At 73.8% G+C, this 25,933-nt stretch carries 26 protein-coding genes; 20 read left to right on the top strand and 6 right to left on the bottom strand.

The genetic code is table 11. The annotated features are described in order from the left end of the window. Positions 1 to 23 precede the first annotated feature (23 nt). From BX266_RS28870 to BX266_RS28825, 9 genes are all read left to right on the top strand, one after another. Positions 24 to 407: a hypothetical protein gene (locus BX266_RS28870; RefSeq protein WP_099904521.1), complete on the top strand. Its 384-nt coding sequence runs from the start codon at positions 24 to 26 to the stop codon at positions 405 to 407. Then, positions 404 to 610 carry a hypothetical protein gene (locus BX266_RS28865; protein WP_099904519.1) on the top strand — a complete coding sequence of 69 codons (207 nt, stop codon included), beginning with the start codon at positions 404 to 406 and terminating at the stop codon, positions 608 to 610. Before BX266_RS28870 ends, BX266_RS28865 begins: the two co-directional genes overlap by 4 nt. 459 nt (positions 611 to 1,069) lie before the next feature. Next, the gene (locus tag BX266_RS28855) at positions 1,070 to 1,582 is read left to right on the top strand and encodes a cysteine dioxygenase family protein (protein ID WP_099904517.1); all 513 of its coding nucleotides are present in this window, start codon (positions 1,070 to 1,072) and stop codon (positions 1,580 to 1,582) included. Then, positions 1,582 to 1,974, top strand: a complete 393-nt coding sequence (locus BX266_RS28850) for a rhodanese-like domain-containing protein (protein ID WP_099908414.1) — start codon at positions 1,582 to 1,584, stop codon at positions 1,972 to 1,974. Before BX266_RS28855 ends, BX266_RS28850 begins: the two co-directional genes overlap by 1 nt. A 97-nt stretch (positions 1,975 to 2,071) precedes the next feature. Then, positions 2,072 to 3,142, top strand: a complete 1,071-nt coding sequence (locus BX266_RS28845; protein WP_099904515.1) for an ABC transporter ATP-binding protein — start codon at positions 2,072 to 2,074, stop codon at positions 3,140 to 3,142. After that, on the top strand, positions 3,129 to 3,791 hold the full coding sequence (locus BX266_RS28840; protein WP_099904513.1) for an ABC transporter permease: 663 nt from the start codon (positions 3,129 to 3,131) through the stop codon (positions 3,789 to 3,791). Before BX266_RS28845 ends, BX266_RS28840 begins: the two co-directional genes overlap by 14 nt. Next, positions 3,767 to 4,501 (top strand): ABC transporter permease, encoded by a 735-nt coding sequence (locus BX266_RS28835; protein ID WP_259464900.1) that lies wholly within the window; start codon positions 3,767 to 3,769, stop codon positions 4,499 to 4,501. The genes BX266_RS28840 and BX266_RS28835 overlap by 25 nt, the downstream gene beginning before the upstream one ends. Continuing rightward, positions 4,498 to 5,427, top strand: a complete 930-nt coding sequence (locus BX266_RS28830) for an ABC transporter substrate-binding protein (RefSeq protein WP_099904511.1) — start codon at positions 4,498 to 4,500, stop codon at positions 5,425 to 5,427. Before BX266_RS28835 ends, BX266_RS28830 begins: the two co-directional genes overlap by 4 nt. A 238-nt stretch (positions 5,428 to 5,665) precedes the next feature. Continuing rightward, on the top strand, positions 5,666 to 7,714 hold the full coding sequence (locus BX266_RS28825) for a glycosyl hydrolase family 18 protein (protein ID WP_099904509.1): 2,049 nt from the start codon (positions 5,666 to 5,668) through the stop codon (positions 7,712 to 7,714). Positions 7,715 to 7,807: 93 nt separating this feature from the next. On the opposite strand, the gene BX266_RS28820 is transcribed toward BX266_RS28825, so the two are convergent. From BX266_RS28820 to BX266_RS28810, 3 genes are all read right to left on the bottom strand, one after another. Next, complete coding sequence (locus tag BX266_RS28820) at positions 7,808 to 9,100, bottom strand: multidrug effflux MFS transporter (RefSeq protein WP_099904507.1); 1,293 nt, start codon at positions 9,098 to 9,100, stop codon at positions 7,808 to 7,810. Positions 9,101 to 9,208: 108 nt separating this feature from the next. Continuing rightward, a complete protein-coding gene (locus tag BX266_RS28815) occupies positions 9,209 to 9,625 on the bottom strand; it encodes a hypothetical protein (RefSeq protein ID WP_099904505.1) in 417 nt (138 codons plus the stop codon). Between the two features lie 185 nt (positions 9,626 to 9,810). After that, positions 9,811 to 10,167 (bottom strand): hypothetical protein, encoded by a 357-nt coding sequence (locus tag BX266_RS28810; RefSeq protein ID WP_099904503.1) that lies wholly within the window; start codon positions 10,165 to 10,167, stop codon positions 9,811 to 9,813. A gap of 100 nt (positions 10,168 to 10,267) precedes the next feature. Between BX266_RS28810 and BX266_RS28805 the strand changes: the two genes are divergently transcribed. Genes BX266_RS28805 through BX266_RS28795 form a run of 3 tightly spaced genes read left to right on the top strand, consistent with a single transcriptional unit; the run spans position 10,268 to position 13,161 of the window. Then, entirely contained in the window at positions 10,268 to 11,569 is a 1,302-nt protein-coding gene (locus BX266_RS28805) for a serine/threonine-protein kinase (protein WP_099904501.1), read from the top strand. Positions 11,570 to 11,573: 4 nt separating this feature from the next. After that, the gene (locus tag BX266_RS28800) at positions 11,574 to 12,020 is read left to right on the top strand and encodes an effector-associated constant component EACC1 (protein WP_099904499.1); all 447 of its coding nucleotides are present in this window, start codon (positions 11,574 to 11,576) and stop codon (positions 12,018 to 12,020) included. Further along, positions 12,004 to 13,161: a caspase domain-containing protein gene (locus BX266_RS28795; protein ID WP_099904497.1), complete on the top strand. Its 1,158-nt coding sequence runs from the start codon at positions 12,004 to 12,006 to the stop codon at positions 13,159 to 13,161. Before BX266_RS28800 ends, BX266_RS28795 begins: the two co-directional genes overlap by 17 nt. Here the strand turns inward: BX266_RS28795 and BX266_RS28790 are convergent. Beyond that, entirely contained in the window at positions 13,152 to 14,336 is a 1,185-nt protein-coding gene (locus tag BX266_RS28790; protein ID WP_099904495.1) for an acyl-CoA dehydrogenase family protein, read from the bottom strand. The two genes, BX266_RS28795 and BX266_RS28790, sit on opposite strands and share 10 nt — an antisense overlap. Positions 14,337 to 14,521: 185 nt before the next feature. On the opposite strand from BX266_RS28790, the gene BX266_RS28785 reads away from it, so the two are divergent. Together BX266_RS28785 and BX266_RS28780 are read left to right on the top strand one after the other, a co-directional pair. Then, a complete protein-coding gene (locus tag BX266_RS28785) occupies positions 14,522 to 15,517 on the top strand; it encodes a chitinase (RefSeq protein ID WP_099904493.1) in 996 nt (331 codons plus the stop codon). Positions 15,518 to 15,613: 96 nt separating this feature from the next. Continuing rightward, a complete protein-coding gene (locus BX266_RS28780; RefSeq protein WP_099904491.1) occupies positions 15,614 to 17,047 on the top strand; it encodes an aspartate ammonia-lyase in 1,434 nt (477 codons plus the stop codon). A 7-nt stretch (positions 17,048 to 17,054) separates the two neighbouring features. Here the strand turns inward: BX266_RS28780 and BX266_RS28775 are convergent, their stop codons facing one another. Then, positions 17,055 to 18,722, bottom strand: a complete 1,668-nt coding sequence (locus BX266_RS28775) for a tetratricopeptide repeat protein (RefSeq protein ID WP_099904489.1) — start codon at positions 18,720 to 18,722, stop codon at positions 17,055 to 17,057. 121 nt (positions 18,723 to 18,843) lie between these two features. Between BX266_RS28775 and BX266_RS28770 the strand changes: the two genes are divergently transcribed. Then, positions 18,844 to 19,122, top strand: a complete 279-nt coding sequence (locus tag BX266_RS28770) for a hypothetical protein (RefSeq protein ID WP_099904487.1) — start codon at positions 18,844 to 18,846, stop codon at positions 19,120 to 19,122. A gap of 63 nt (positions 19,123 to 19,185) precedes the next feature. On the opposite strand, the gene BX266_RS28765 is transcribed toward BX266_RS28770, so the two are convergent. Then, positions 19,186 to 19,611 (bottom strand): SPW repeat protein, encoded by a 426-nt coding sequence (locus tag BX266_RS28765; protein ID WP_099904485.1) that lies wholly within the window; start codon positions 19,609 to 19,611, stop codon positions 19,186 to 19,188. Positions 19,612 to 19,858: 247 nt separating this feature from the next. Between BX266_RS28765 and BX266_RS28760 the strand changes: the two genes are divergently transcribed. The 5 genes from BX266_RS28760 (at position 19,859) to fahA (ending at position 25,746) form a co-directional block, all read left to right on the top strand. Further along, a complete protein-coding gene (locus BX266_RS28760) occupies positions 19,859 to 21,169 on the top strand; it encodes a phosphoribosyltransferase family protein (RefSeq protein WP_099904483.1) in 1,311 nt (436 codons plus the stop codon). Between the two features lie 134 nt (positions 21,170 to 21,303). Next, complete coding sequence (hppD, locus tag BX266_RS28755; RefSeq protein WP_099904481.1) at positions 21,304 to 22,515, top strand: 4-hydroxyphenylpyruvate dioxygenase; 1,212 nt, start codon at positions 21,304 to 21,306, stop codon at positions 22,513 to 22,515. A 35-nt stretch (positions 22,516 to 22,550) separates the two neighbouring features. Then, positions 22,551 to 23,738 carry a homogentisate 1,2-dioxygenase gene (locus BX266_RS28750; protein WP_099904479.1) on the top strand — a complete coding sequence of 396 codons (1,188 nt, stop codon included), beginning with the start codon at positions 22,551 to 22,553 and terminating at the stop codon, positions 23,736 to 23,738. Then, entirely contained in the window at positions 23,717 to 24,529 is an 813-nt protein-coding gene (locus tag BX266_RS28745; RefSeq protein ID WP_259464898.1) for a hypothetical protein, read from the top strand. Before BX266_RS28750 ends, BX266_RS28745 begins: the two co-directional genes overlap by 22 nt. Then, positions 24,526 to 25,746, top strand: coding sequence for a fumarylacetoacetase (gene fahA / locus BX266_RS28740; protein WP_099904477.1), 1,221 nt, complete (start codon positions 24,526 to 24,528; stop codon positions 25,744 to 25,746). Before BX266_RS28745 ends, fahA begins: the two co-directional genes overlap by 4 nt. Positions 25,747 to 25,933: the final 187 nt, after the last annotated feature.

Here is a 25,933-nt window from a genome sequence, read left to right as displayed (position 1 = left end):
AGCGGAGTGGAAAGGGGAGACCCATGCGGATCAACCGGACGGCCGCGGCGGCCGCGGTGCTGGCGATGGCGGGCGCGTTCCTGGCGGCCGGGCCCGCGCAGGCGGCGGGGAGCGCGCCGAAGGGCGACGGGGCCAAGGCGATCTGCAAGCGCCTGCCGAAGACCCAGGAGCGGATCGACAAGGCGCTGACCCGACTGAACGGGGACGCGACCGTCGAGGGGTCGGTGGCGCGGCTGCAGCAGCGGGTCGACAACGCGCACAAGGAGGGCCACGCCGAGATCGAGAAGTACCTGAACGACCGGCTGACGTTCCGGCGCTCGCTGCTGCCGACCCTGCAGACCCGCAAGGCGGACCTGGCCTCGGTCGCGGACTGGTGCGCGAAGAACGCCCCGGCGGCCGGGAAGTGACCCGCCGGCGCAGCGCTGCGGGCGCGGCCCTGGCGGCCCTCGCGCTGGCCTCGGCCGCCCTGCTGACGGCCTGCGGCCCGGCCGCGGACAAGACGGGCGGCACCGGCGGGGACGACGCGCAGGTGCAGCAGATGCAGCAGAAGGTGGACGCGGCGGACAGCGCCGCCGCCCAGGCCGACGAGAACGCCGGCCAGGACAACTGATCCACCCCGCAGGAACCCCGACGGCCCGCGCCCATCCCCGGAGCGCGGGCCTTCGGCCTGCCGAGCGGCGGTGCGGCCAGGTGCGCCGAGCACCCCGATGTCCGACTCGCAAGACGCCGGCGTCCACCATTCGACCATCCGCGCGGCGGAACTTGACGCGCCGCCACCGCGTCGTGAACCATCGGCGGCATGAACTCCGGCACCTTCCTGGTCTGCCGCCTGCACGTCGACCTGCGACGCCAGGCGAGCGACATGTGTGCCTGTTGACCTTCGCCGTGTGACCTCCGCGCGCGTCCTGTGAGTTGAACCAGGGTCGGCGCGGGCCCCGTGCACCAGCACCCGCGCACCGCTTGTCCGGCGGCGCACCCCTCGTCATCCCCGTCTTCGCCGCCCCGCCGCCCCGTCCGCCCGCACCGGGACAGGGGCCGACGGCCGCCCCGGCACACCCCGGAGGACCTCATGAGCATCGACCTGGCTGCCACCGCCCCCGCTTCCGCCCCGGCGGAGGATCCCCGCCCGCCGCTGTCGCCGAACGCGCTGCGCCGCATCGTCCGCGACCTGGCCGAGCGCCCCGAGCGCTGGCTGCACCGGGTGCGGCTGTCCGGCGAGGACCGCTGGTACGAGCGGCTGGAGTTGGCGGCGGACTACGAGGTGTGGCTGATCAGCTGGCTGCCGGGGCAGTCCACCGGGTTCCACGACCACGGCGGCTCGCGCGGCGCGTTCACGGTGGCGCTCGGCGAGCTGGAGGAGCTGGCGCTGGCGGGCCCCGAGCACGGACTGACGGTGCGCCGGCTGGCGTCCGGCAGCGAGCGGGCGTTCGGGCCGCAGTACCTGCACGACGTGCGCAACACTTCGCAGGGGCCGGCGGTGACCCTGCACGCCTACTCGCCGCCGTTGGACGAGATGTCCAGGTACGAGCTGCGGGCCGCCGGCCTGGTGCAGACCGCGACGGAAGGACCGGAGCAGTGGTGATGACGGTGGATCAGCTGGTGGCGAAGGCGCGCGAGGGCCTGGACCGGCCCGGACCGGAGCGGGCGCGGGCGGCGGTGGCGCGCGGGGCGCGGCTGGTGGACATCCGGCCGGCGGCCCAGCGGGCCCGGGAGGGGGAGATCCCCGGGGCGCTGATCATCGAGCGCAACGTGCTGGAGTGGCGCCTGGACCCGACGGGCAGTCACCGGATCCCGGAGGCGGTGGACCACGAGGTGGAGTGGATCGTGGTGTGCTCGGAGGGGTACGCGTCCTCGCTGGCCGCGGCGTCGCTGCGGGAGTTGGGGCTGCGCCGGGCGACCGACCTGGACGGCGGGTTCGTCGCCTGGGCGGCGGCCGGGCTGCCCACCCGTTCGGTGGATCAAGGTTTGCAGTGATGACGGTGCGGGAAGCCGGACACACGACGTATTCAGATCATTGTTCGATATTTCGCCGGCCGCGGCTCCCGCCGCGGCCTCTTCCTAGGACCCTTCCGTGATCAGATTCGAGGGCGCCGCCAAGCGCCACCCCGACGGCACGGTTGCCGTCCGAGGCCTGGACCTGGACGTCCCGGCCGGCCGGACCACCGTGCTGGTCGGGCCCTCCGGCTGCGGCAAGACCACCATCCTGCGGATGGTCAACCGGATGGTGGTGCCGACCGCCGGGCGAGTGCTGCTGGACGGCACCGACGTCGCCGAACTGCCCGCCGCCCGGCTGCGGCGCGGCATCGGCTACGTCATCCAGCAGGCGGGGCTGTTCCCGCACCGCCGGGTGATCGACAACGTGGCGACGGTGCCGCGGCTGCTCGGCTGGGACCGCAAGCGGGCCCGGGCCCGGGCGGCCGAACTGCTGGAGCTGGTCGGCCTGCCGCCGGAGACCGGCCGCCGCTACCCGGCCCAGCTCTCCGGCGGCCAGCAGCAACGCGTGGGCGTGGCACGGGCGCTGGCGGCCGATCCGCCGGTGCTGCTGATGGACGAGCCGTTCAGCGCGGTGGACCCGCTGGTACGCGCCGGGCTGCAGGAGGAACTGCTCCGTCTGCAGGCCGAGTTGGGCAAGACAGTGCTGTTCGTGACGCACGACATCGAGGAGGCGGTCCGGCTCGGCGACCGCGTGGTGGTGCTCCGCGAGCACGGCGAGATCGCCCAACTCGCCGACCCGCACACCCTGTTGACCGCCCCGGCGGACGCCGGCGTGGCGGCCTTCCTGGGCCGCGACCGCGGCCTGCGCGGCCTGGGCCTGCGCCCGGCCGGTTCCGTCCCGCTCACCCCGCTCGAACCCGCCTACGGCGACTGGACGTTGACGCTCGACCAGGCCGGCCGCCCGGCGCACTGGACGCACGGCGCCGAGCGCCACCCGGTCCCGGTCTTCGCCCCGGCCCGCGACACCCTGCGCAGCGCCCTGGACGCGGCGGTACTCGCCCCGTCCGGCCACGCCGTGGCGGTGGACGCCGACGGCCGGGCGATCGGCACCGCGAGCCGCGCCGCGGTGGTCGACGCCCTCGCCCACTCCGAGCAGCAGCGCAGCGAGCAGCCGCAGCCCGAGCAGGTGCCGCATGCTGGACGGTGAGCCGCTGATCCGCTGGCACTGGCTCGGCGACCACCTCGGCTACCTGGCCGACCTGACGGGCGACCACGCCGTGATGGCGCTCGTCCCGGTGCTGATCGGCCTGCTGCTGGCGGTGCCGCTGGGCCTGGCCTGCGCCCGCTTCCCACGGCTGTACCAGCCGTTGGCCGCGGTGTTCAACGTGGTGTACGCGCTGCCCTCGCTGGCGGTGTTCGTGGTGCTGATGCCGTACACCGGCCTGGCCACCCGGGAGACGGTGATGATCCCGCTGACCGCGTACGCGCTGGCGGTGCTGCTGCCGACCACGGTGGACGGGCTGCGGGCGGTGCCGGAGCCGGTGCGGCAGGCCGCGACGGCGATGGGCTACGGGCCGTGGCGCCGGCTCGTCGCGGTGGAACTTCCGTCCGCCACTCCCTATTTGATCGCCGGGCTGCGGGTCGCGACGGTATCCTCGATCTCGTTGGCGGCGGTGGGGGCACTGGTCGGCCGGGGCGGTCTCGGCTACCTGTTCGTGGACGGCTTCCAGCGGACGTTCCCGACGCCGATCCTGGCCGGGATCACGCTGGTGGCGCTGCTCGCCCTGGCCACCGACCTGCTACTGGTGGCGGCCCGCCGGGTGCTGGCGCCGTGGGCGAAGGGGGCGGCGCGGTGAACTGGCTGGGCTGGCTGCACGACTTCTTCACCGACCCGGCGCACCGCTCGGGGCCGGACTCCGTACTGAACCGCCTGCTGGAGCATCTCGCCTTCTCCGCCGAGGCCCTGGCGCTGGCCGCGCTGATCGCGCTGCCGCTGGGCCTGCTGATCGGCTACTGGGGCCGCGGCATGTTCCTGGTGACGGCGCTGACCGGCGTCGCGCGCGCCCTGCCGACGCTGGGCCTGGTGACGCTCACGGTGCTGCTGGCGGGCGTCGGCGACGCGGCGGTGCTGGTGCCGCTGACGGCGCTGGCGGTGCCGCCGCTGCTGGTGGCCGCCGCCGAGGGCGTCCGCGGCACCGACCCGGACACCCGGGACGCGGCCCGCGGCATCGGCCTGACGCACCCGCAGACGCTGTTCCAGGTCTGCGTGCCGGCCGCACTGCCCACCCTGCTGGCCGGTTTCCGGACGGCCGCCGTGCAGGTGATCGCCACTGCGACCGTGGCCGCCTACGTCGGCCAGGGCGGTCTGGGCCGCTACGTGATCGACGGCCTGGCCACCCGGAACTTCGCCACCACCGCCGGCGGCGCCCTGCTGGTGGTGCTGCTCGCGGTGGCCGTCCAACTGCTGTTCTCCCTGCTCATCCGGTACGCGTCGCCGCGCGGCGCGCGCACCGGCCTTGTTGACGATCCCGCGGGCTCCCCCGCACTGCTGAAGGAATCCGTATGACGACCCGTCCGATACGTACCGCCGTCGCCGTCACCGTGCTGCTGCTCGGTGCGGCGGCCTGCTCCTCCTCCGGCGGCGGCGACCCGCTGGCCGCGAAGTCCTCCGCCCCGGCGGCGTCGGGTGCGGCGGGGGGCTCCGGGAAGACCGTGGTGGTCGGCTCGGCGAACTTCCCGGAGAACGTGCTGCTGGCCTCGATCTACTCGCAGGCCCTGCAGGCCAAGGGCGTGAAGGTGGAGGAGAAGTTCAACATCGGCAGCCGGGAGGTGCTCTACGGGCAGTTGCAGTCCGGTGCGCTGACGGTCCTCCCGGAGTACAACGGCGCGCTGCTGGGCTACCTGGACGCCAAGTCCACGGCCGCCGACAAGGCGGCGGTCAACGCCGAGCTGAAGGCCAAGCTGCCGGCCACCCTGGCGATCCTGGACTCGGCGGCCGCCGAGGACAACGACTCGCTGACGCTCAGCCAGGAGACCGCCGACCGCCTCGGCGTGAAGTCGATCGCGGACCTCGCGGGCAAGTCCCAGGACCTGGTGATCGGCGGCCCGCCGGAGTTCAAGACCCGGCGCGAGCAGCAGTTCAAGGACGTCTACGGGCTGACCTTCAAGGAGTGGAAGCCGACCGGCGACACCACCGCGAACGCCCTGAAGGACGGCACCATCCAGATCGGCAACGTGTTCACCACCGACCCGAAGATCGTCCAGCTGAAGCTGGTGTCGCTGAGCGACCCGAAGAGCATCTTCAGCGTCCAGAACGTCACCCCGCTGGTGAACAAGGCCGGCCTGGACGACACCGGGACGGCTGCGCTGAACGCGGTCTCCGCGAAGCTCGACACCCCCACCCTGGCCGGCCTGATGAAGCGGGTCTCGGTGGACAAGGAGGACCCGTCGGCGGTCGCCAAGAGCTGGCTGAAGAGCGCCAACATCGGCTGATCCGCACTGCCCGTCGGCCCCGCACCGAGCAGTCCGGTGCGGGGCCGACGGCATGTCAGAAACCGTATGGCCAAGGGTTCGTAAAGGACTGCCGGGAGGCCCCTCGGCGAACTGTTAGGAGTCTTGACAGATGAGTGGTCCAGACCAACTATTAGGCCTTGTTCCTTCCCGACCGGGACGCATCGTGGGGGTGTGACCACCGGCCCGGGGCCACCCTTCCATGCCAGTTGGAGCCTCGATGCGCCTTCACCGACCACTCGGAGCGCTGCTCGCCACCGGTGCGATGGCAGCCGCCTCGCTGGGGCTGATCTCCGCCCCCGCCGCCCAGGCCGCCACCCCGCTGCCGCAGCACGTCTTCGCCCCGTACTTCGAAGCCTGGACGGGCGAGAGCCCGGCCGCGCTGGCCGCCCAGTCCGGCGCCAAGCACCTCACCATGGCCTTCCTGCAGGCCGCCACCAAGGGCTCCTGCACCGCGCTGTGGAACGGCGACACCTCGATGCCGGTCTCCAACGCGGTCTTCGGCGCGGACATCGCCACCATCCGGGCGGGCGGCGGCGACGTGATCCCGTCCTTCGGCGGCTACACCGCCGACAACACTGGCACCGAGATCGCCGACTCCTGCACGGACGTCAACCAGATCGCCGGCCAGTTCGAGAACCTGATCACCACCTACGACATCTCCCGGATCGACCTGGACATCGAGGACAACTCGCTGACCAACACCGCCGGCATCGACCGCCGCAACAAGGCGATCAAGCTGGTCGAGGACTGGGCGGCGGCCAACGGCCGTTCCATCCAGTTCAGTTACACCCTGCCGACGACCACGAGCGGGCTGGCCTCCTCCGGCCTCGCGGTGCTGAAGAACGCGGTCACCAACAACGCGCGCATCGACGTCGTCAACATGATGACCTTCGACTACTACGACAACGCCTCGCACGACATGGCGGCGGACACCCAGACCTCCGCGCAGGGCCTGTACAACCAGCTGGCGAAGCTCTACCCGACCAAGACCTCCGCCCAGCTGTGGAACATGATCGGCATCACCGAGATGCTGGGCATCGACGACTTCGGCGCGGCCGAGACCTTCACCGTCGCCAACGCCACCACGGTCTACAACTGGGCCGTCGCCAAGGGCATCAACGAGCTGTCCTTCTGGGCCCTGCAGCGCGACAACGGCGGCTGCCCGGGCACCGGCGGCCGCGACGACTGCTCCGGCATCGCCCAGAACAAGTGGGACTTCAGCCACATCTTCTCCCAGTTCACCAGCTCCTCGGTGCCGGCGAACGACTTCTCGGTGGCGCTGAGCCCGGCCGCCGGCTCGGTCGCGGCGGGCGCCTCCACCTCGGCGACCGTCAACACCGCGGTCACCTCCGGCTCCGCGCAGACCGTCAACCTGTCGGTGTCCGGCGCCCCGGCGGGCGTCACCGCCTCGCTGTCCGCCTCCAGCGTCACCGCGGGCGGCTCCGCCACCCTCAACGTCGCCACCACCTCGGGCGTCGCCAACGGCAGCTACCCGCTGACCGTGACCGGCTCCGGCACGTCCGGCACCCACACGGCGACGTACACGCTGACCGTCACCGGCGGGACCACCGCCTCCGACTTCTCGGTCGCGCTCTCCCCCGGCGCGGGCACCGTGCAGGCCGGCTCGTCCGCGACCGGCACCGTCAACACCGCGGTCACCTCCGGCACCGCCGCGACCGTCAACCTGACCGTCTCCGGCGCGCCGGCCGGCGTCACCGCCTCGCTGTCCGCCTCCAGCGTCACCGCGGGCGGCTCCGCCACCCTGACCATCGCCACCACCGCCGCGGCCGCCCCGGGCAGCTACACCCTGACCGTCACCGGCACCGGCGCGGGCAAGACCCACACCGCGAGCTACGCGCTGACCGTCACCGGCACCACCCCGCCCAGCAGCCTCGCCAACGGCGACCTGGAGAGCGGCACCCTCGCCCCCTGGACCTGCCAGTCCGGCGGCGCGGTCGTCGGCAGCCCCGTGCACGGCGGCTCCAAGGCCCTCCAGGTCGTGCCCACCGCCAGCGCCACCGGCCAGTGCCAGCAGACCGTCACGCTGGCCCCGAACCACTCGTACACCCTGACCGCCTGGGTCCAGGGCCCGTACTCCTACGTCGGCGTCAGCGGCGGCGCGACCGCCTCCACCTGGGCCAACGGCACCAGCTGGACCAAGCTGACCGTCCCGTTCACCACCGGCGCCAACGGCACCGTCACGGTCTACCTGCACGGCTGGTACGGCCAGGGCAACGTCTACGGCGACGACTTCTCCATCGCCTGACACCCGCTCGGCACAGGGGTCGGGCCCGGTCGGTGGCACTCGCCACCGACCGGGCCCGACCCGTTCCCGCACCGCACCGCCGCCGGGTCAGCGCTACCGGCGCAGCGGCAGGAAGGAGGCCAGCGCGAGCAGCGCGCAGCCCAGCACGACCGCGCCGAGCACCGTCGCCGACGGGTGGCCGCCGAGGCTGCTGAGCGGGGCCACCACCGAGCCGCACAGGAAGGTGCCGGTGCCGAGCAGCGCGGACGCCGAGCCGGCGGCGTGCGGGGCCATGGTCAGCGCCTGGCCGTTGGCGTTCGGCAGGATCACGCCCATCGCGCCCATCAGCACCGCGAGCGCGGGCCACACCCCGGCCAGGCCGGTGTCCCACACGGTGGTGCAGAGCACGACGGCGAGGCCCGCGGCGGTGGCCACCCCGAGCGCGGACAGCAGCAGCACCGGGCCCGGGAAGCGCTGCACCAGCACCCGGCCGTTCAGCTGGGTGGCGCCCAGCAGCACCAGCGAGTTGACCGCGAAGACCAGGCTGTACAGCTGCGGGGAGATCTCGTACACGTCCTGCAGCACCACCGAGGAGCCGCCGACGTACGCGAACAGCGCGCCGAACGCGAAGGTGCTGGTCAGCAGGTAGCCGAGGAAGCGGCGGTCGCGCAGCAGCCCGCCGATCGCCCGGACGGTGGTGCCCGGGCCGTCGCCGTGGCGCTGCTCGGCCGGCAGGGTCTCCCGGATGCCGAGCGCCGCGCCCGCGGTGAGCAGCGCGCCCAGCACGACCAGGGCGAGGAAGGTGCCGCGCCAGTCGGTGACGTGCAGCAGCTGCGCGCCGGCCACCGGGGCGAGGATCGGCGCCAGGCCGGAGATCAGGCCCATCGTGGCCAGGAAGCGGATCATCCCGACCCCTTCGAGGCGGTCCCGGACGATCGCCCGGGCGATCACCAGACCGGCCGAGCCGGCCGCGCCCTGCAGGGCTCGGCCGGCCACCAGCACCGGCAAGGAGCCGGCGAGGGCGCACAGCAGGCTGGCGGCGGTGTACAGCGCGAGGCCGACCAGCAGGGGGCGGCGGCGGCCGGTGCGGTCGCTGAGCGGGCCGAACAGTAGCTGGCCGAGTGCCATGCCGAGCATCGAGGCGGTCAGGGTGAGCTGGGCGGCGGGCGCGGTCGAGTGCAGGTCGGCGGTCAGCTCGGGCAGGGCGGGCAGGTACAGGTCGGTGGTGAGCGGTCCGAGGGCGGCGAGGCTGCCCAGGATCGCCACCGTCGCGGTGGGGAACGGGGCGGCGTGCGGGATGTCCGCCGGCCCGCCCCGGTGGTCGCGGCGGCCGGTGCGGCCGTCGGCCGCGGGTATCGATGCGGATGCGTTCCGGTCGCCGCCGGAGTCGACGGTCGGGCCTGGCATGCTGCTCCTCGGGGTGGCGGGTATGCGCACCGTCCTACCGCATCCGCCCGGGGGTCGGAAAGCCGGGTCCCGGCCGACCGGCCCCGTTCCGTCCCCCGTTGTGCCCCGTCAGTGGGCGGGTCGGCCGCTCGCCACCGCGACGGCGTCCTGCCAGCCGTACAGCTGGTCGCCGACCAGGGCGACCGCGTACTGGCCGCAGTGCGCGGTCGAGCGCTGCGCGGTGTCGCTGGGGAACCAGTGGGCCCGGGAGTGGAGCTCGCCCACGGGGCGGCCGGTGGCGCAGCCGGCCGGCAGGGCCCGGTCGGGCAGGGTGGCGCGGATCAGCCGGTCGCCGTCCCTGGTGCCGGCCACGAAGACGCCGGTGGCGGCGTCGGGCAGCCAGCGCGGCACCTCGGTGCGGTCGGCCTTGGCGGCGGCGCCGCTGGGGTAGCGCCGGGTCTGGTCCATCCGGTCCTGCACCTGCTCGACCACGGCCGGTGCGACCATCACTGCGAGCATCACCGCGGCCGCTCCGCCGAGTGCCACTGCCGCCGTCCGTCTGCCGCCCATCGCCCTTCGCCCCTCCGCTGCGTTCTCCGTCCCCTCCATCCTCGACCGGCGGGACCTCCGCGACCATGGGCACCAGGTACCGGGCGCTGTCGTCCCGGAGGGTGACAACGGCGCCCCGGCCCCCGACTTCCGGCGGAGACCGGGGCATCCGTCAGGCGGACTCAGCGGAACTCGTGCACCACCTGGATCCGGCCCACCAGATGCTGGTTGAACTCCGCCAACTCCTCCGCAGGAACCCAGAGTTCGAGGATCGTCTCGCCGCCGGCCCGCTGCACCGGGTAGCGCCGCAGGAACTCCGTCCCGACCTCGAAGCGGGTGACGTAGCCGACGCCGGAGGCGGGCACGTTCCAGTCCCGGGCGATCCGGATCGCGTAGTCCTCGTTCAGCACGGGGTAGAAGATCGGCTGCTCGGGCAGCCGCGGCGGCCAGGCCCGCCATCCGGAGGCCTCGACCAGCGCCAGCTCCTCGGGACCGGTGGGGCGCCAGAGGGTCGTGGTCGGGATCTGCCGGTTCGTCATGCGGCCACGGTAGAGCCGGGTTCCGCCGCTGACGAGCCAATATCCGGCGCCGACCGGGCGGCCTTGCACCGTCGGCGCGGGGCGGGAGAGGATCACGGGCGTGGGTCATTCGTGGGGGCACGACCAGCGCGAGGGTGAGGTCGTCGACGGCCGGTACCGGTTGGTGCGGCTGATCGGCTCCGGCGGCATGGGCGCCGTCTACGAGGCGGAGGACCGGTCGCTGGAGCGGCGGGTCGCGCTGAAGCTGATGCACGGTTCGGTGGCGCAGGGCGAGCAGCGCTTCCGCCGGGAGGCGGTGGCGACGGCCCGGATCAGCCACCCGTCCGTGGTCGCCGTCCACGACCGGGGGATCCACCGGGGTGCGCCGTACCTGGTGATGGAGCTGCTCGACGGCACGGACCTCGGCGCCCTGCTCGCCCGGGGCGCGCCGCTGCCCCCGGGCGCGGCCCGCGCGGTGGCCGAGCCGGTCTGCGCGGCGCTGGCGGTGGCGCACCGCAGCGGCGTGCTGCACCGCGACGTGAAACCGGGCAACGTCCACGTGACCTCGGCGGGGCGGGTGGTGCTGCAGGACTTCGGGCTGGCCCGGCTGGTCGAGCAGACGGTGATCACCGCGACCGACGCCCTGCTCGGCACCCCGCACTACATGGCGCCGGAGCTGGTCCGGGGTGAACTGCCCACGGCGCAGAGCGACCTGTACGGGCTCGGGGTGATCCTCTATCAGATGGTCACCGGCCAGCGGCCGTTCGCGCCGACGGACGACATCGGTCCGCTGATCAACACGGTGGTCACCGAGGGCGTGCCGCGACTGGCCGGGAACCGCCCCGGGCTACCGGCCGACCTGGCCGAGCTGATCGACGAGCTGACCGCGCTCCGCCCCGAGCACCGGCCGAGCTCCGCGGCCGCCGTGCTCGACCGGCTGGGCACCCCCTCCGCCGAGGATCGGATTCAACTCCTGTCCCTGGTGCACGACTTGACTGCGAGCGGAGCGGCGCACCGGGCCCCGACCCGCCCGGAGTACCTCGACGTCCCCGGACCGCACGGGATCAGCACCTCGCTGGTGCTGGACCGCTCCTCGGTCATGATCCGGCTCGCGCCGGCCGGATCGGTCTCCGGCACCGTGTCGCTGTCCTCCGCCACCAGGGCCCGGCTGACCCCGCCCGAGGACGCGGCGTCCCGGCTCCGCGAGGCCGTGACCCTGGTCCTGCGGGGCGACGACACGGAGGCCGCCGAGATGCTCGCCGTGATCGTCGAGGTCTCCACGAGGGCCTTCGGCCCGACCCATCCGACCACGCTGACCGCCCAGTTCTGGCGGGCGGTCTGCCTGTCCCGACTGGGCGCGGCGGCCGAGGCCGTGCACCTGCTGGCCCGGGTCACCGAACTGACCGCCGAGGAGAGGAGCTAGGGCCGTGCCCGAGTTCGAGATCAGCATCGCCGTCGCCGACCGGGACGGGGGTGACGACGCCGGGGAGGCGCTGCGTTCGCTGCGCGACTGGATCGTCCTGGACGAGGACCTGGCCGGGGCCGTCCGGACCGGCTGGGCCACCGGCGGGCCGGCGGTGCCGGGCCGGATGGGCGGCGGCCTGTTCGACGTGCTGCAACTGGCCATCGGCTCCTCGCTGTCGGCCGGCGCCCTCGCCGTGTCGATCCTGCAGTGGCGGGACGCCCGCCGGAAGCCCGCGACGCTCCGGCTACGGCGCGGGGACCTGGAGTTGGAGGTGCCCGCCGGCGGCCCGTACGACGCGGCGGCGGTCCGGGCGCTCACCGCACTGCTGGCAGCCGACCCCACTGCCGCCGCGGCCGCCCCGGCCGCCCCGGCCGCCTCCGAGAGCAGCGCCGATGAGCACCCTGCCTGACCCGGCGGCCTCCCGTGCGGTGCTGATCGGCGGCTCCGGCTACCTGAACCTCGATCAGCTCCCGGCGGTCGCCGCCAACCTGCGCGACCTGTCGGCCGTGCCCCGGGACGCCACCGTCTGGGGGCTGCCGGAGCAGCACTGCCTGCTGGTCGAGGACCCGGCGGACGTCGCGGCGATGCTGGACCCGGTGCACCGCGCGGCGGCGGAGGCGACCGACACCCTGCTGGTGTACTTCAGCGGCCACGGCCTGCGCGACGCCGAGTCGGCGGACCTGTACCTGGCGCTGACCGGCTCCCGGGAGAACGTCGGCTACACGGCGGTGGCCTACCAGCACGTGCGGGCGGCGGTCCGGGCCTCCCGGGCGGAGCGCCGGATCGTGGTGCTGGACTGCTGTTTCAGCGGCCGGGCGGCCCGCACCATGGGCGGGGGCGGCGAGGCACTGGCCGCACAGGCCGCGATCGACGGCGCGTACGTGCTGGCGGCCTCGCCGGGCAACCGGGTGGCGCTGTCCCCGGAGGGCGAGACCCACACCGCGTTCACCGCGGAGCTGCTGGCGGTGCTGCGCGGGGGCGTGCCGGACGGGCCGGAGCTGCTCGACCTGGACACCCTGTACCGGGAGTTGCACGACCGGCTGCGGGGCAAGAACCGGCCGCTGCCCCAGTCGGTGCAGGAGAACCACGTGGGCCGGCTGCCGCTGGTGCGCAACCGGGCCAGGGCGGCGCACCCGGAGGCGGCGGCCGGCCCGGTGCTGGGCGTGGAGGTGCGGTCGGCGGTGGCGGTGGCGGGGCTGAACCTGTCCCGGGTGCTGCGGGCCTCGGGGCGGACCAGGGACGCGCTGCCGGTGCTGCGGCTGGCCCTGCGGGAGAGCCCGCCGGGCGGGGACGGCAGCACCCTGTCGGTGCAGCTCGAACTGGCCGATCTGCTCGCCGACACGGGCAACGTCCGGGAGGCGGTGGAGGTCCTGGAGCAGGCCTTCCACCGCACCCACGGATCGTTCGGGCCGGAGGCGGTGCTGGTCTGCCGCCGGCTCGCCGACCTGCTCCAGGAGTCCGGCAACCACGTGCAGGCGTGCGAGGTGCTCAAGCACGCGCTGGACCGCGCCGAGCGCCGCCCGCCGGGCCGGGTGGCGGCTCAGCGGTAGGCGGACTCGCCGGTGATCGCCTCGCCGAGCACCAACGTGTGGATCTCCGAGGTGCCCTCGTAGGTGAGCACCGACTCCAGGTTGTTGGCGTGCCGGAGCACCGGGTAGGCGGTGGTGATGCCGTTGGCGCCCAGGATCGTGCGGGCGGTGCGGGCGATCTCCAGGGCGGTGCGGACGTTGTTGAGCTTGCCGAAGGAGATGTGCGCGGGCTGGGCGCGCCCCTCGTCCTTGAGCCGGCCGATCCGCACGGCGACCAGGTAGGCCTTCTCCAACTCCAGTGCCATGTCGACGAGTTTCTGCTGGGTCAGCTGGAAGCCGCCGAGCGGGCGGCCGAACTGGACCCGGTCGCGGGCGTAGTCGACGGCGGCCCGGTAGCAGTCCCGGGCGGCGCCGACGGTGCCCCACAGGATGCCGTAGCGGGCCTCGCCGAGCGAGGACAGCGGGGCGCGCAGGCCGCGGGCGGTCGGCAGCATCGCGTCGGCGGGCAACCGGACGCCGTCGAAGGCGAGTTCGCTGGTGACGGAGGCCCGCAGGGAGAGCTTGCCGGGGATGTCGCGGGCGGTGAAGCCGGGGGTGCCGCGCGGGACCAGGAACCCGCGCACGCCGTCCTCGGTGCCGGCCCACACCACGGCGACGTCGGAGACCGAGCCGTTGGTGATCCACATCTTGGCGCCGTCGAGGATCCAGTCGCCGCCGTCGCGCCGGGCCCTGGTGCGCATCGAGGCCGGGTCCGAGCCGGCCTCCGGTTCGGTCAGGCCGAAGCAGCCGACGGCCCGGCCGGCCGCCAACTCGGGCAGCCAGCGCAGCTTCTGCTCCTCGGAGCCGAAGGCGTGGATGGAGCGCATGGCGAGCGAGCCCTGCACCGAGACGAAGCTGCGCAGCCCGGAGTCGGCGGCCTCCAGCTCCATGCAGGCGACGCCGTACTCGGTAGCGGTGGAGCCGGTGCAGCCGTATCCCTCCAGGTGCATCCCGAGGACGCCCAACTTGCCCAGTTCGGGCGCGAGTTCACGGACCGGGAAGGTGCCGTGCTCGAACCAGTCGGCGAGCTGCGGCCGGACGTGCCGCTCGGTGAACGCCCGGACCGAGTCGCGGATCAGCCGCTCGTCCTCGGTGAGCAGCTCGTCGACGCCGAGCAGGTCGAGCGGGTCGGGGCGGCCGTCGGGTGCGGTGGGCATGGACTGGCTCCTCGGAGGGTTCGGGGCGGGCCGGTGTTCTCGTTGCCGACGAGTATGCCGGTCCGGTCCTGGGCCTTGACGCGGACAGGGCGGACTGATTCCCTGTCACGTTAGGAAGCTTTCCTAATAGTTGCGCGTTCCCGTCCGCCGGGCCGCGCCAGGACCTCCCCACGGAACGGTGACCCATGGCCAAGCACGCCCTCGCCCGCCCGCTCCTCGCCCTCGCCGCCACCGCCGCCCTGTCGGCCGGCGCGCTCGCCCTGGCCCCCGCCGGGCAGGCCGCCTCACCCGACCCGGTCGGCCTCAACGCCCCCTACGAGTACCTGGGTTGGGGCAGCCCGCAGAATCCGGTCCAGGTGATGCAGGCGACCGGCGCCACCCAGTTCACGCTGGCCTTCATGCTCTCCGACGGCAGCTGCAACCCGAAGTGGGACGGCTCCCGCGCCCTGACCGGCGGCAGCGACCAGAGCGCCGTCAACGCGATCCGCTCGGCCGGCGGCGACGTCCTGGTCTCCTTCGGCGGCTGGAGCGGCAACAAGCTGGGCGAGAAGTGCACGTCGGCCGCCGCGCTCGCCGGGGCCTACCAGAAGGTGATCAGCGCCTACAAGCTGAAGGCCATCGACATCGACATCGAGAACACCGAGGTGGCCAGCGCGACGGTCCGTCAGCGGGTGATCAGCGCACTGAAGACGGTGAAGGCCGACAACCCGGGCCTGAAGGTGTACGTCACCTTCGGCACCACCACCAGCGGCCCGGACTCGGCCGGCCTGGACCTGATCAAGAAGGGTGCGGCGGCGGGCCTGGCGGTCGACGGCTGGACCATCATGCCGTTCGACTTCGGCGGCCACAGCGGCACGATGGGCGCCGTCTCCACCAAGGCCGCGGACGGCCTGAAGAACGCGGTGGCGAGTGCCTACGGCTACGACTCGGCGACGGCGTACAAGCACATCGGCATCTCCTCGATGAACGGGAAGACCGACGAGTCCGACGAGACGGTGACCACCGCCGACTTCACCACGATGCTGAACTACGCCAAGTCCCACCACCTGGCCCGGTTCACCTTCTGGGCCGTCAACCGGGACCGCGCCTGCCCCTCCGGCACCCCGGCGGGCGACGCGTGCAGCGGGATCAGCCAGTCCGCGTACGCCTTCACCAAGATCATCGCCTCCTACCACGGCTGACCGCCGCCCGGGCGAGCCCCGCCGACACGCGGCCGGGGCACCCCGGGAATGCCTGGCGGCCGTGGAAGGCTGAGCCGTCCAGGAGGTGTACCGACCATGGCGGACGAGCAGGCTGTGCAGAACGAGGAGAACGGGCAGCGCTGGCGGATCGAGCACGACTCGATGGGCGAGGTCCGGGTGCCGGCGACGGCCAAGTGGCAGGCGCAGACCCAGCGTGCGGTGGAGAACTTCCCCGTCTCGGGGCAGCGCCTGGAGCGCGCCCACATCGCGGCGCTGGCCCGGATCAAGGCCGCGGCGGCGGCCGTCAACGCGGACCTCGGCGTACTGGAGGCGGACGTGGCGGCGGCGATCCGCTCGGCCGCCGAGGAGGTCGCCGAGGGCCGCTGGGACGGGCAGTTCCCGGTGGACGTGTTCCAGACCGGCTCCGGCACCTCGTCCAACATGAACGCCAACGAGGTGATCGCCACCCTGGCGAGCGAGCGGCTGGGCCGCCCCGTCCATCCGAACGACCAGGTCAACGCCTCGCAGTCGTCCAACGACGTGTTCCCGTCCTCGATCCACGTCGCGGCCACGGCGGCCGTCACCCACGACCTGATTCCAGCGCTGGAGCACCTGGCCCGGGCGCTGGTGGCGAAGGCGGAGGACTTCGCCGCGGTGGTGAAGTCCGGCCGCACCCACTTGATGGACGCCACGCCGGTCACCCTCGGCCAGGAGTTCGGCGGTTACGCGGCGCAGGTCAGGTACGGCGTCGAGCGGCTGTACGCGACGCTCCCCCGGGTGTCCGAACTGCCGCTCGGCGGAACGGCGGTGGGCACCGGCATCAACACTCCGCCCGGGTTCTCGGCCGCGGTGATCGCCGAGGTGGCGGCGGCCACCGGCCTGCCGCTGACCGAGGCCCGCGACCACTTCGAGGCGCAGGGCGCCCGGGACGGCCTGGTCGAGCTGAGCGGCCAGCTCCGCACCGTGGCGGTCGGGTTCACCAAGATCGCGAACGACCTGCGGTGGATGGGCTCCGGCCCGCGCACCGGCCTCGGCGAGCTCAACCTGCCGGACCTGCAGCCCGGTTCGTCCATCATGCCGGGCAAGGTCAATCCGGTGCTGCCCGAGGTGGTCCTGATGGTGGCCGCCCAGGTGATCGGCAACGACGCCACCGTCACGGTGGCCGGCGCGAGCGGCAACTTCGAGCTGAACGTGATGCTCCCGGTGATCGCCCGCAACGTGCTGGAGTCGATCCGGCTGCTGGCCAACTCGGCGCGCCTGCTGGCCGATCGCGCCGTCGACGGGCTGACGGCGAACGTCGAACGGGCCCGCGAGTTCGCCGAGTCCTCCCCCTCCGTGGTCACCCCGCTCAACCGGTACATCGGCTACGAGGAGGCCGCCAAGGTCGCCAAGCAGTCCCTCGCCGAACGCCGCACCATCCGCCAGGTCGTCCTCGACCGGGGCTACGTGCAGCGCGGGCTGCTGACCGAGGCCCAACTCGACGAGGCGCTCGACGTGTTGCGGATGACCCGCCCGCAGCGGGCCGACTGATCGGTCGTCAGCTCTCCAGTCGCGCGGCGGCCCGCTCGGCCAGGCGGGCCGTGCCACGCTCCCGGTGGCGGCGCAGGTACCAGGCCAACCAGCGCAGCGACTCCGCGAGTTGGGCGCGCTGCGAGCCCGGCGGGAAGCGCACCGGCCGGTCGATCAGCCCGATCGTCTCGCGCACCAGCGCGGGGACCGGCCCGGTGTGCTCCAACCGGGCCTCGCGCAGCGCCAGGTTGGCCAGTGCGTGCACCAGTCCCGACAGGTGGTCGGGCTCCTCGGAGGCCACCTCTCGGTACCTGGCCACCGAGCGGCGCGAGGCGTCCCGGGCGTCCGGATGCCGCTCCAGGTCCGCGTACCGGATGCTCAGGTTGTTCAACATCCGCCCCAGCTCCCGCACTTCACGCTCGGCCTCGGGCCACTCGGCGGCCGGCTCCTGCACCTCCACCGCCTCCCGGGTCGCGGCCAGCGCCTCCCGGTGCCGGCCCACCGCGGCCAGCCGCGACCCGAGCGTGTCCAGCGCCTCGGCCAGCAGCGGCCGCACCGGCGCACCGCGGGAGGCCAGCAGCGCCCGGTAGCGCCACACCGACTCCTGCAGCACCGGCACCGCCTCGGCCGGACGGCCCGCCCAGCCCAGCGCGAGGCCCAGGTCGTGCAGCACCGCCGCCAGCGTCAGCCGGGCCCGCACGTCCTCGGCGGGCAGCTTGCGCGCCGCGGCCGCCGCCTCCCGGAACGCCGCCACCGCCCCGGCCACCTCGCCGCGCGCCGCCATCGCATGCCCGCGGGCGGTCAGCTCGGCGATCCCGCGCGGACGGTCCGCCGGCGGCGCGTCCCGCGGCGGGGGCGGCCCGATCCGCTCGGGGAGCCCGGTGGCACCGACCCGGTACCCGCCGGCCTGCAGCGCGGCATCCAGGTGCGCGACCAGTTCCGGGTTCCGCCGGGCCGCGCGCCGACGGGTCTCGCCGATCTCCACCAGCAGCCGGTCCCGCTCCTGGCGCCGGCCGGTGTGCTCCAACTCCTGCGCCAGGCTCAGCAGCGCCGCCCAGTACGCGACCCGCTCCGGGCCCTGCCCGCCGCCCAGCGCCCGGTACTTGACCACCGCCTCGCGGGCCGGGCCCAGCGCCTCCTCGTGCCGGCCCGCCTCGCCCAGCACGATCCCCAGGTCCGCCAGCGCCGAGGCCAGTTCGGCCGCCCGCTCGGCGTCCGGGTGCCGGTCGGCGAGCCGCCGCCGCAACGCCACCGCCTCGCGGACTACCGTCACCGCCTCCTGCCGGGCGCCCACGCCCGCCAGCTGGTTGGCCAGGTTCTCCAGCGCGGCGGCCAGCGGCGGGCCGAACACCCGGCCGTCCTCGTCCGCCAGCTCCCGGTACAGCCCGACCGCTTCGCCGGCCACCGGCAGCGCGCCGGACCGCCCGCCCTGCGTCCCCAGCACCAGCGACTGCCGGTACAGCGCGGCCGCCAGCCCCGGCAGGTACTCGGGCCGGCTGCGCGCCAACCGCCGCGCCGCGTCCACGCATTCGACCAGTGCGGCCTCCAGCTCGGCGGCCCGCGCCCGGTCCCCCATCAGGGCCGCGCACCACCGGTGCAGCGCCTCCACCAGCTCCGGCAGCCGCGCCTCGCCCTGCTCCCGCACCACCCGGACCCGCTCCCGCAGCCCCGCCAACTCCCGCTCCCGCCCGCGCATCTCTCCCACCCCTCCCGCACCCTGGCTGCCCGCCGACCGGCGCGGCCATGCCCGCCCGCACCCCGCCGTGACCGATCCCGTACGGGCCGTTCACCCTCCGGCCACCGGGCATACTGGCGCCGTGGACATCTGGCGGGGGCCCGCGCGCCTCGAGTGGTGGGCGAACGACTCGGTCTGCCTGGGCGACTTCGGCGTCGTGGTCGAGGTCCGGGTCGAGGACGGCGTGTGGTCCGGCGCGGCGTCCTTCGCTCCGGCGCTCACCGCGGCCGAGCAGGAGGTCGCCGAACTCCTGTTCATGGAGCCGCTGTTCCACCTGAACCTCGGCGGGGGCCTCGGCGCACCGGTCGAGGTCGCGGGCTTCCCGGGCGAGCGGCTGGTCCTCACCGAGGTCCGCCGGTAGACGCGCGACCGCCCGTCCCGGTCGCGGGGCCGGGGCGGGCGGGGTGGTGGATCGACGGACGGGTCAGCCGCGGCGGCTCGCCCTGCCGGACATCCCGGCGAAGGCCATGCCGACTGCGGCCAGCGCCAGGCAGGTCATGACGCCACCTGTGATCACGTTGGTCAGGATCGTCCGGCGGATGTGCGCTCCGCCGTTGACGGCCCACGGGGCGATGACCGTCCATGCGCCGATCGCCACACAGGCCCAGGCGCGGGCGTGGGTGCGGCCGAAGGCCGGGCCGTAGCCGGCCATCAGGACGGCGTAGGCGATACCGAGGACCAGGTTGCTGACGGTCAGCCCGGCGAAGCCGGTGTAGCCGACCACCCACGGCGAGATCGCCAGGAACAGCCCGGCACAGATCGCCAGCGCCTCGGTTCCCTGCCCTGCGGTCGTCGAGGTGACGCGCTCAGCCTGCTCACGCAGGGCCAGAATGTCCGGATGGTGTTCCATACCCGACGGTAGCTGGGTCGACACCGGGACCACCTCCTCGTAGTCGGGACATGCGAGCCAACTGGTCGCTACCCGCTCGGAGCGATAAATAACGCTACCCACCGGTTTGTCCTTATTCGCTACTTATCTTTCCGCTTGCCGGAATTCGCGGACGCGGAGCGCGAGCGCCGACGGACGGAGCGTCAGCGGGCGGGGACCTGCCCCGGACCCCGCCCGCGCGTACCGTGGAGAGCGGAGAGGTTCCGCCATGCAGTTCACCGATCGGGCCGATGCGGGACGACGTCTCGCGGCCGCCCTCGCCGCCGCCGAGTTCCGCGATGCCGTGGTGGTGGCACTGCCGCGGGGCGGAGTGCCGGTGGCGGCCGAGGTCGCCCGGGCGCTGCGGACCCCGCTGGACGTGTGCGTGATCCGGAAGGTGGGCGCGCCGGGCCAGCCCGAGCTGGCGATGGGCGCGGTCGGCGAGGACGGCGCGCGGGTGGTCAACCAGGAGATCGTGGACGCGGTCGGCGTCGCCGCGGACGAGTTCGCCGCCGTCGAGGCCCGGGAGCGCGCGGAGCTGGCCCGCCGCGCCGCCGCGTACCGCCGGGGCCACGCCCCGCTGCCGCTGGCCGGACGGACGGTGCTGGTGGTGGACGACGGCGTGGCGACGGGGTCGACGGCGCTGGCGGCGTGCCGGATCGTCCGGGCGCGGGGCGCGGCCAGGGTGGTGCTGGCGGTGCCGGTCGCCCCGCACGACTGGACGGCGCGGCTCGGCGGCGCGGCGGACGAGTACGTCGCGGTGCACGCGCCGTCCCGGTTCCTGGCCGTCGGCGAGTTCTACCGCGACTTCCGGCAGACCACCGACGCCGAGGTGATCGCCGCCCTGGACCGGCCGGCGCACCACGGGTCCCCCCTTGTCACGGAGTACGAACTGCCGCTGGCGGCCGGCCCGGCCGCCGTCGCGGTGCCCGACCGGGCCGCGGCGGTGGTGCTGTTCGCGCACGGCAGCGGCTCGAACCGGGCCAGCCCGCGCAACCGCCGGGTGGCGGCGGAGCTGCACGGCAACGGCCTGGCCACCGTGCTGTTCGACCTGCTGACGCCCCGTGAGGCGGACGACCGCTGGAAGGTGTTCGACCCCGGGCTGCTCGGCGGCCGCCTGGTGGAGGCCACCCACGCGCTGAACCACCACCCGGCGCTCACCGGCCTGCCGTTCGGGTACTTCGGCGCCAGCACGGGCGCGGCGGCCGCGCTGTGGGCCGCGGCCGAGCCGGGCGTCGACCCGGGGGCGATCGTCTCGCGCGGCGGCCGCCCGGATCTCGCCGAGGCCCGGCTGCCGCAGGTGGAGGCCCCGACGCTGCTGATCGTCGGCGGCGCGGACGAGGAGGTGGTCGAGCTCAACCGCCGGGCCAGGGCCGCGCTGCGCTGCCCGGCCGCGCTGCAGATCGTGCCCGGCGCCGGCCACCTGTTCGAGGAGCCGGGCGCGTTGGAGGTGGTCGCGGAGCTCGCCGCACAGTGGTTCGTCCACCACCTCACGGCGGGTGCGGACGGCCGGCCGGGCGGCGATCGGGGGAATCACTGAACAATCCGCCCGGTCATGACCCCGCACCGCTGCTCATCTTGTACACATTGAGCAGCCGGAATCGGACCTGTTGCCCACCTCACCGAGCAGGAGCAAGCTCTGCGCAACCGACCTCGACGTGGAGGAATGCACCGATGACCGCCGACGCCGCTGTGGAACTGACCCCCGAAGAGCTGGAGGCCGGACTGACGGCCGAGCAGCTGCGCACCCTGGTGGGCCTGGTCGAGTACGACGCCACGACCGACCCGTTCCCGGTCACCGCGCAGGACGCGGTGGTCTTCGTGGTCGGCAACGCGACCCAGACGGCGCAGTTCTACCAGGCCGTGTTCGGCATGGAGCTGGTGGCGTACTCGGGCCCGGAGACCGGCCGCCGCGACCGGAAGGCGTTCGTGCTGCGCTCCGGCTCCTGCCGGTTCGTGATCAAGGGCGGGGTGTCGCCGGACAGCCCGCTGCTGGACCACCACCGCCGCCACGGCGACGGCGTGGTGGACCTGGCGATGGAGGTCCCGGACGTCGACAAGTGCATCGCGCACGCCCGCGCCCAGGGGGCCACGATCCTGGAGGAGCCGAACGACGTCTCGGACGAGCACGGCACCGTGCGGCGCGCGGCGATCGCCGCCTACGGCGAGACCCGGCACACCCTGGTCGACCGCTCCCGCTACACCGGCCCGTACCTGCCGGGCTACGTGGCGCGCGAGTCGACGGTGGTCCGGCCGGCGGGCGCGCCGAAGCGGCTGTTCCAGGCGCTGGACCACGCGGTGGGCAACGTCGAGCTGGGCAAGATGGACGAGTGGGTGTCCTTCTACAACCGCGTGATGGGTTTCGTGAACATGGCGGAGTTCGTCGGCGACGACATCGCCACCGACTACTCGGCGCTGATGTCGAAGGTGGTGGCGAGCGGCAACCACCGGGTGAAGTTCCCGCTGAACGAGCCGGCCGTCGCCAAGAAGAAGTCGCAGATCGACGAGTACCTGGAGTTCTACACCGGCCCGGGCTGCCAGCACATGGCGCTGGCCACCAACGACATCCTCACCACGGTCGACGTGCTGCGCTCGCGCGGCGTGGAGTTCCTGAACACCCCGGACTCCTACTACGACGACCCGGAGCTGCGCGAGCGCATCGGCAAGGTGCGGGTCCCGATCGAGGAGCTGAAGTCGCGCGGCATCCTGGTGGACCGCGACGAGGACGGCTACCTGCTGCAGATCTTCACCAAGCCGATCGGCGACCGGCCGACCGTGTTCTACGAGTTCATCGAGCGGCACGGCTCGCTGGGCTTCGGCAAGGGCAACTTCAAGGCCCTCTTCGAGGCCATCGAGCGCGAGCAGGACCGGCGCGGCAACCTCTGACCGGCACTTCGAGGGCGACAGGGAGAAGCGGGACGATGGCGTACTACCGGCAGCTGGGCTCGGTGCCGCCCAAGCGGCACACCCAGCACCGCACCCCCGAGGGGGGCCTCTACTACGAGGAGTTGATGGGCGAGGAGGGCTTCTTCTCGGACTCCTCGCTGCTGTACCACCGGCACATCCCCTCGGCGGTGACGGCCGCCTCGGTGTGGGAGCTGCCGGACCAGTCCACCACCGCCAACCTCCCGCTGCTCCCCCGCCACCTGAAGCTGCACGAGCTGTTCCCCGGCGAGGAGTGGAAGTCCGCGGACGCCGTCACCGGCCGCCGGCTGGTGCTCGGCAACGCGGACGTGCGGATCTCCTACGTGGCGGCGGGCGCGCCCAGCGAGCTGTACCGCAACGGCCTGGGCGACGAGTGCGTGTACGTGGAGTCCGGAACGGCCGAGCTGGAGACGGTGTTCGGCTCGCTGACGGTCGGCCAGGGCGACTACGTGGTGATCCCGCGGGCCACCACCCACCGCTGGGTGCCGACCGGCGGGGCGCCGCTGCGGGCGTACTGCATCGAGGCCAACAGCCACATCACCCCGGCCCGCCGCTACCTGTCCAAGTACGGCCAGCTGCTGGAGCACGCGCCGTACTGCGAACGGGACCTGCGCGGGCCGGACGGCCCGCTGCTGGTGGACGGCGGCGAGGTGGACGTGCTGGTCAAGCACCGCGGTACGAACGGCGTGGTGGGCACGCGCTACACGGTGCCGAACCACCCGTTCGACGTGGTGGGCTGGGACGGGTGCCTGTACCCGTACGCGTTCAACGTCGCGGACTTCGAGCCGATCACCGGGCGGGTGCACCAGCCCCCGCCGGCCCACCAGGTGTTCGAGGGCAACAACTTCGTGATCTGCAACTTCGTGCCGCGCAAGGTGGACTACCACCCGCTGTCGATCCCCGTCCCGTACTACCACGCGAACGTGGACAGTGACGAGGTGATGTTCTACTGCGGCGGCAACTACGAAGCCCGCAAGGGCTCCGGCATCGGACAGGGGTCGATCTCGCTGCACCCGGGCGGCCACACCCACGGCCCGCAGCCGGGCGCCTACGAGCGCTCGATCGGCGTGGAGTTCTTCGACGAGCTGGCGGTGATGGTGGACACCTTCCGCCCGCTGGAGCTCGGCGAGGCCGCCACCGCCAGCGAGGACCCGAACTACGCGTGGACCTGGGCGAGGCGATGAACGTACCCGAGCTGTACCGGGGGCTGTTCGACGACGCGGCGGTCTTCCCGCCCGGCGACCTGCCGCTGGCCGAGGCCGTCCCCGCGCACCGGGCGCACCGCGCCGCCCCGTACGCCGGGGCGGTCGGCCCGCTGCTGGCGCCCGTCGACCGGCTGGCCGAACTGCGCGCGCTGGAACCGGAGTTCGCCGTCGGCCTGGTGGTGCCGAGCGGCCGGCTGGCGGAGGCGTTGAAGGCCGCCGACGGGCTGACCGTCGCCACCGTCGAGTACGCGGCGGGCGAGGACGTCCGGGCGGCGGTGGCCGAGCTGGACGCGCTGCTGCCGGACGGGGTCGGGGCGGCCGTCGAGCTGCCCCGATCGGCCGCCCTCGCGGACGGCCTGGACGCCCTGGCCGGCACCCGCTACCGCGCCAAGTACCGCACCGGCGGCCTCGGTCACGCCGCCTTCCCGTCGGTGACGGAGCTCGCCGACTTCCTGGTGGGCTGCGCCGAGCGCTCGCTGCCGTACAAGTGCACGGCGGGCCTGCACAACGCGGTGCGGCACACCGACCTCGGCACCGGCTACGAGCACCACGGCTTCCTCAACCTGCTGCTGGCGGCCGGGACTTCCGACCGGGCGCGGGCCACCGAGCTGCTCGCCGAACGGGACGGGGCCCGACTCGCCACCGCTGTCGAGTCGCTGACGGAGCATCAGGTCGGCCGGATCCGACACGCCTTCACCTCGTTCGGCACCTGTAGCATCGCCGAGCCGCTGGAAGACCTCGCCCGACTCGGCCTCCTGGAGACCTCTTGAGCACCACCGCGACCTGGCTCGACCTGCCCGAAGACTCGCCGTTCGGCGTGCACAACCTCCCCTACGGAGTGTTCACCGCCGCCGACCGGCCCGGCCTGCGGCGGATCGGCGTCCGGATCGGCGAGCGGGTGCTGGACGCCGGCGCGGCCGCCCGGGCGGTCGGCAGCCCGTCCGCGCTGCTGGACGCCGAGAGCCTCAACCCGCTGATGGCGTCCGGGCGTTCGACCTGGCAGGCGGCGCGCGGAGCAGTCACCGAGTGGCTCACCGACGCCGCCCACCGCCCGGCCGTCGAGCGCTGTCTGCTGGACCTGGCCGACGTGGAGCTGCACCTGCCGTTCGAGGTCGCCGACTACGTCGACTTCTACGCCTCCGAGCACCACGCCACCAACCTGGGCAAGATCTTCCGCCCGGGCCAGGAGCCGCTCACCCCCAACTGGAAGCACCTGCCGATCGGTTACCACGGCCGGGCGGGCACCGTCGTGGTCTCCGGCACCCCCGTGACCCGCCCGCACGGCCAGCGCAAGGCCCCCGCCGACGCCGCGCCGGACCACGGCCCGACCCGCCGCCTGGACATCGAGGCGGAGGTCGCGTTCGTGGTCGGCACGCCCAGCGCCATGGGCGCCCCCGTCGCGCTCGCCGACTTCGCCGAGCACGTGTTCGGCGTCTGCCTGCTCAACGACTGGTCGGCGCGCGACATCCAGGCCTGGGAGTACGTGCCGCTCGGCCCGTTCCTCGGCAAGTCCTTCGCCACCTCGGTCTCCCCCTGGGTGGTCCCGCTGGACGCCCTGCAGCACGCCCGGGTCGCCCCGCCGGTCCGCGACGTCGAACCGCTGCCCTACCTGGACGACCGGGCCGCCGAGCCCTGGGGCCTGGACCTGGCGATGGAGGTGTCGCTCAACGGCCGCCGCATCTCCCGGCCGCCGTTCGCCACCATGTACTGGACCGCCGCCCAGCAGCTGGCCCACCTCACCGCCAACGGCGCGAGCCTGCGCACCGGCGACCTGTACGCCTCCGGCACGGTCTCCGGCCCCGAGCCGGACACCCGCGGCGCGCTCATCGAACTGACCTGGAACGGCGAGCACCCGCTCAAGTTCCCCGACGGCACCTCCCGCACCTTCCTGGAGGACGGCGACGAGGTGTCCATCACCGCCACCGCCCCCGGGCCGGGGGGCCTGCGGGTCGGCTTCGGCGAGGTCACCGGACGGATCATCGGCTGAGCCACTGAGCAGCTGATCCTCCGTCAGGCTGCGGGCGCGTCAACGGCGCGCCCGCAGCACGCCGCCACACGGGTGAGATTCCGGGGCCGCGGACGCGCCCGCCGCTAGAAGTTGACGCACACCCAGCGACCTCCCCCCGAGCCGGGCCGCCCACGCCCGGCGCCGAAGGGAGAGGCCGCGACCGTTT

It is taken from the genome of Streptomyces sp. TLI_171, from assembly GCF_003610255.1.
Classification (GTDB): Bacteria; Actinomycetota; Actinomycetes; order Streptomycetales; family Streptomycetaceae; genus Kitasatospora.
Note: the sequence above shows the minus strand (reverse complement) of the source record. Positions and strands in the feature narration are given on the sequence as shown.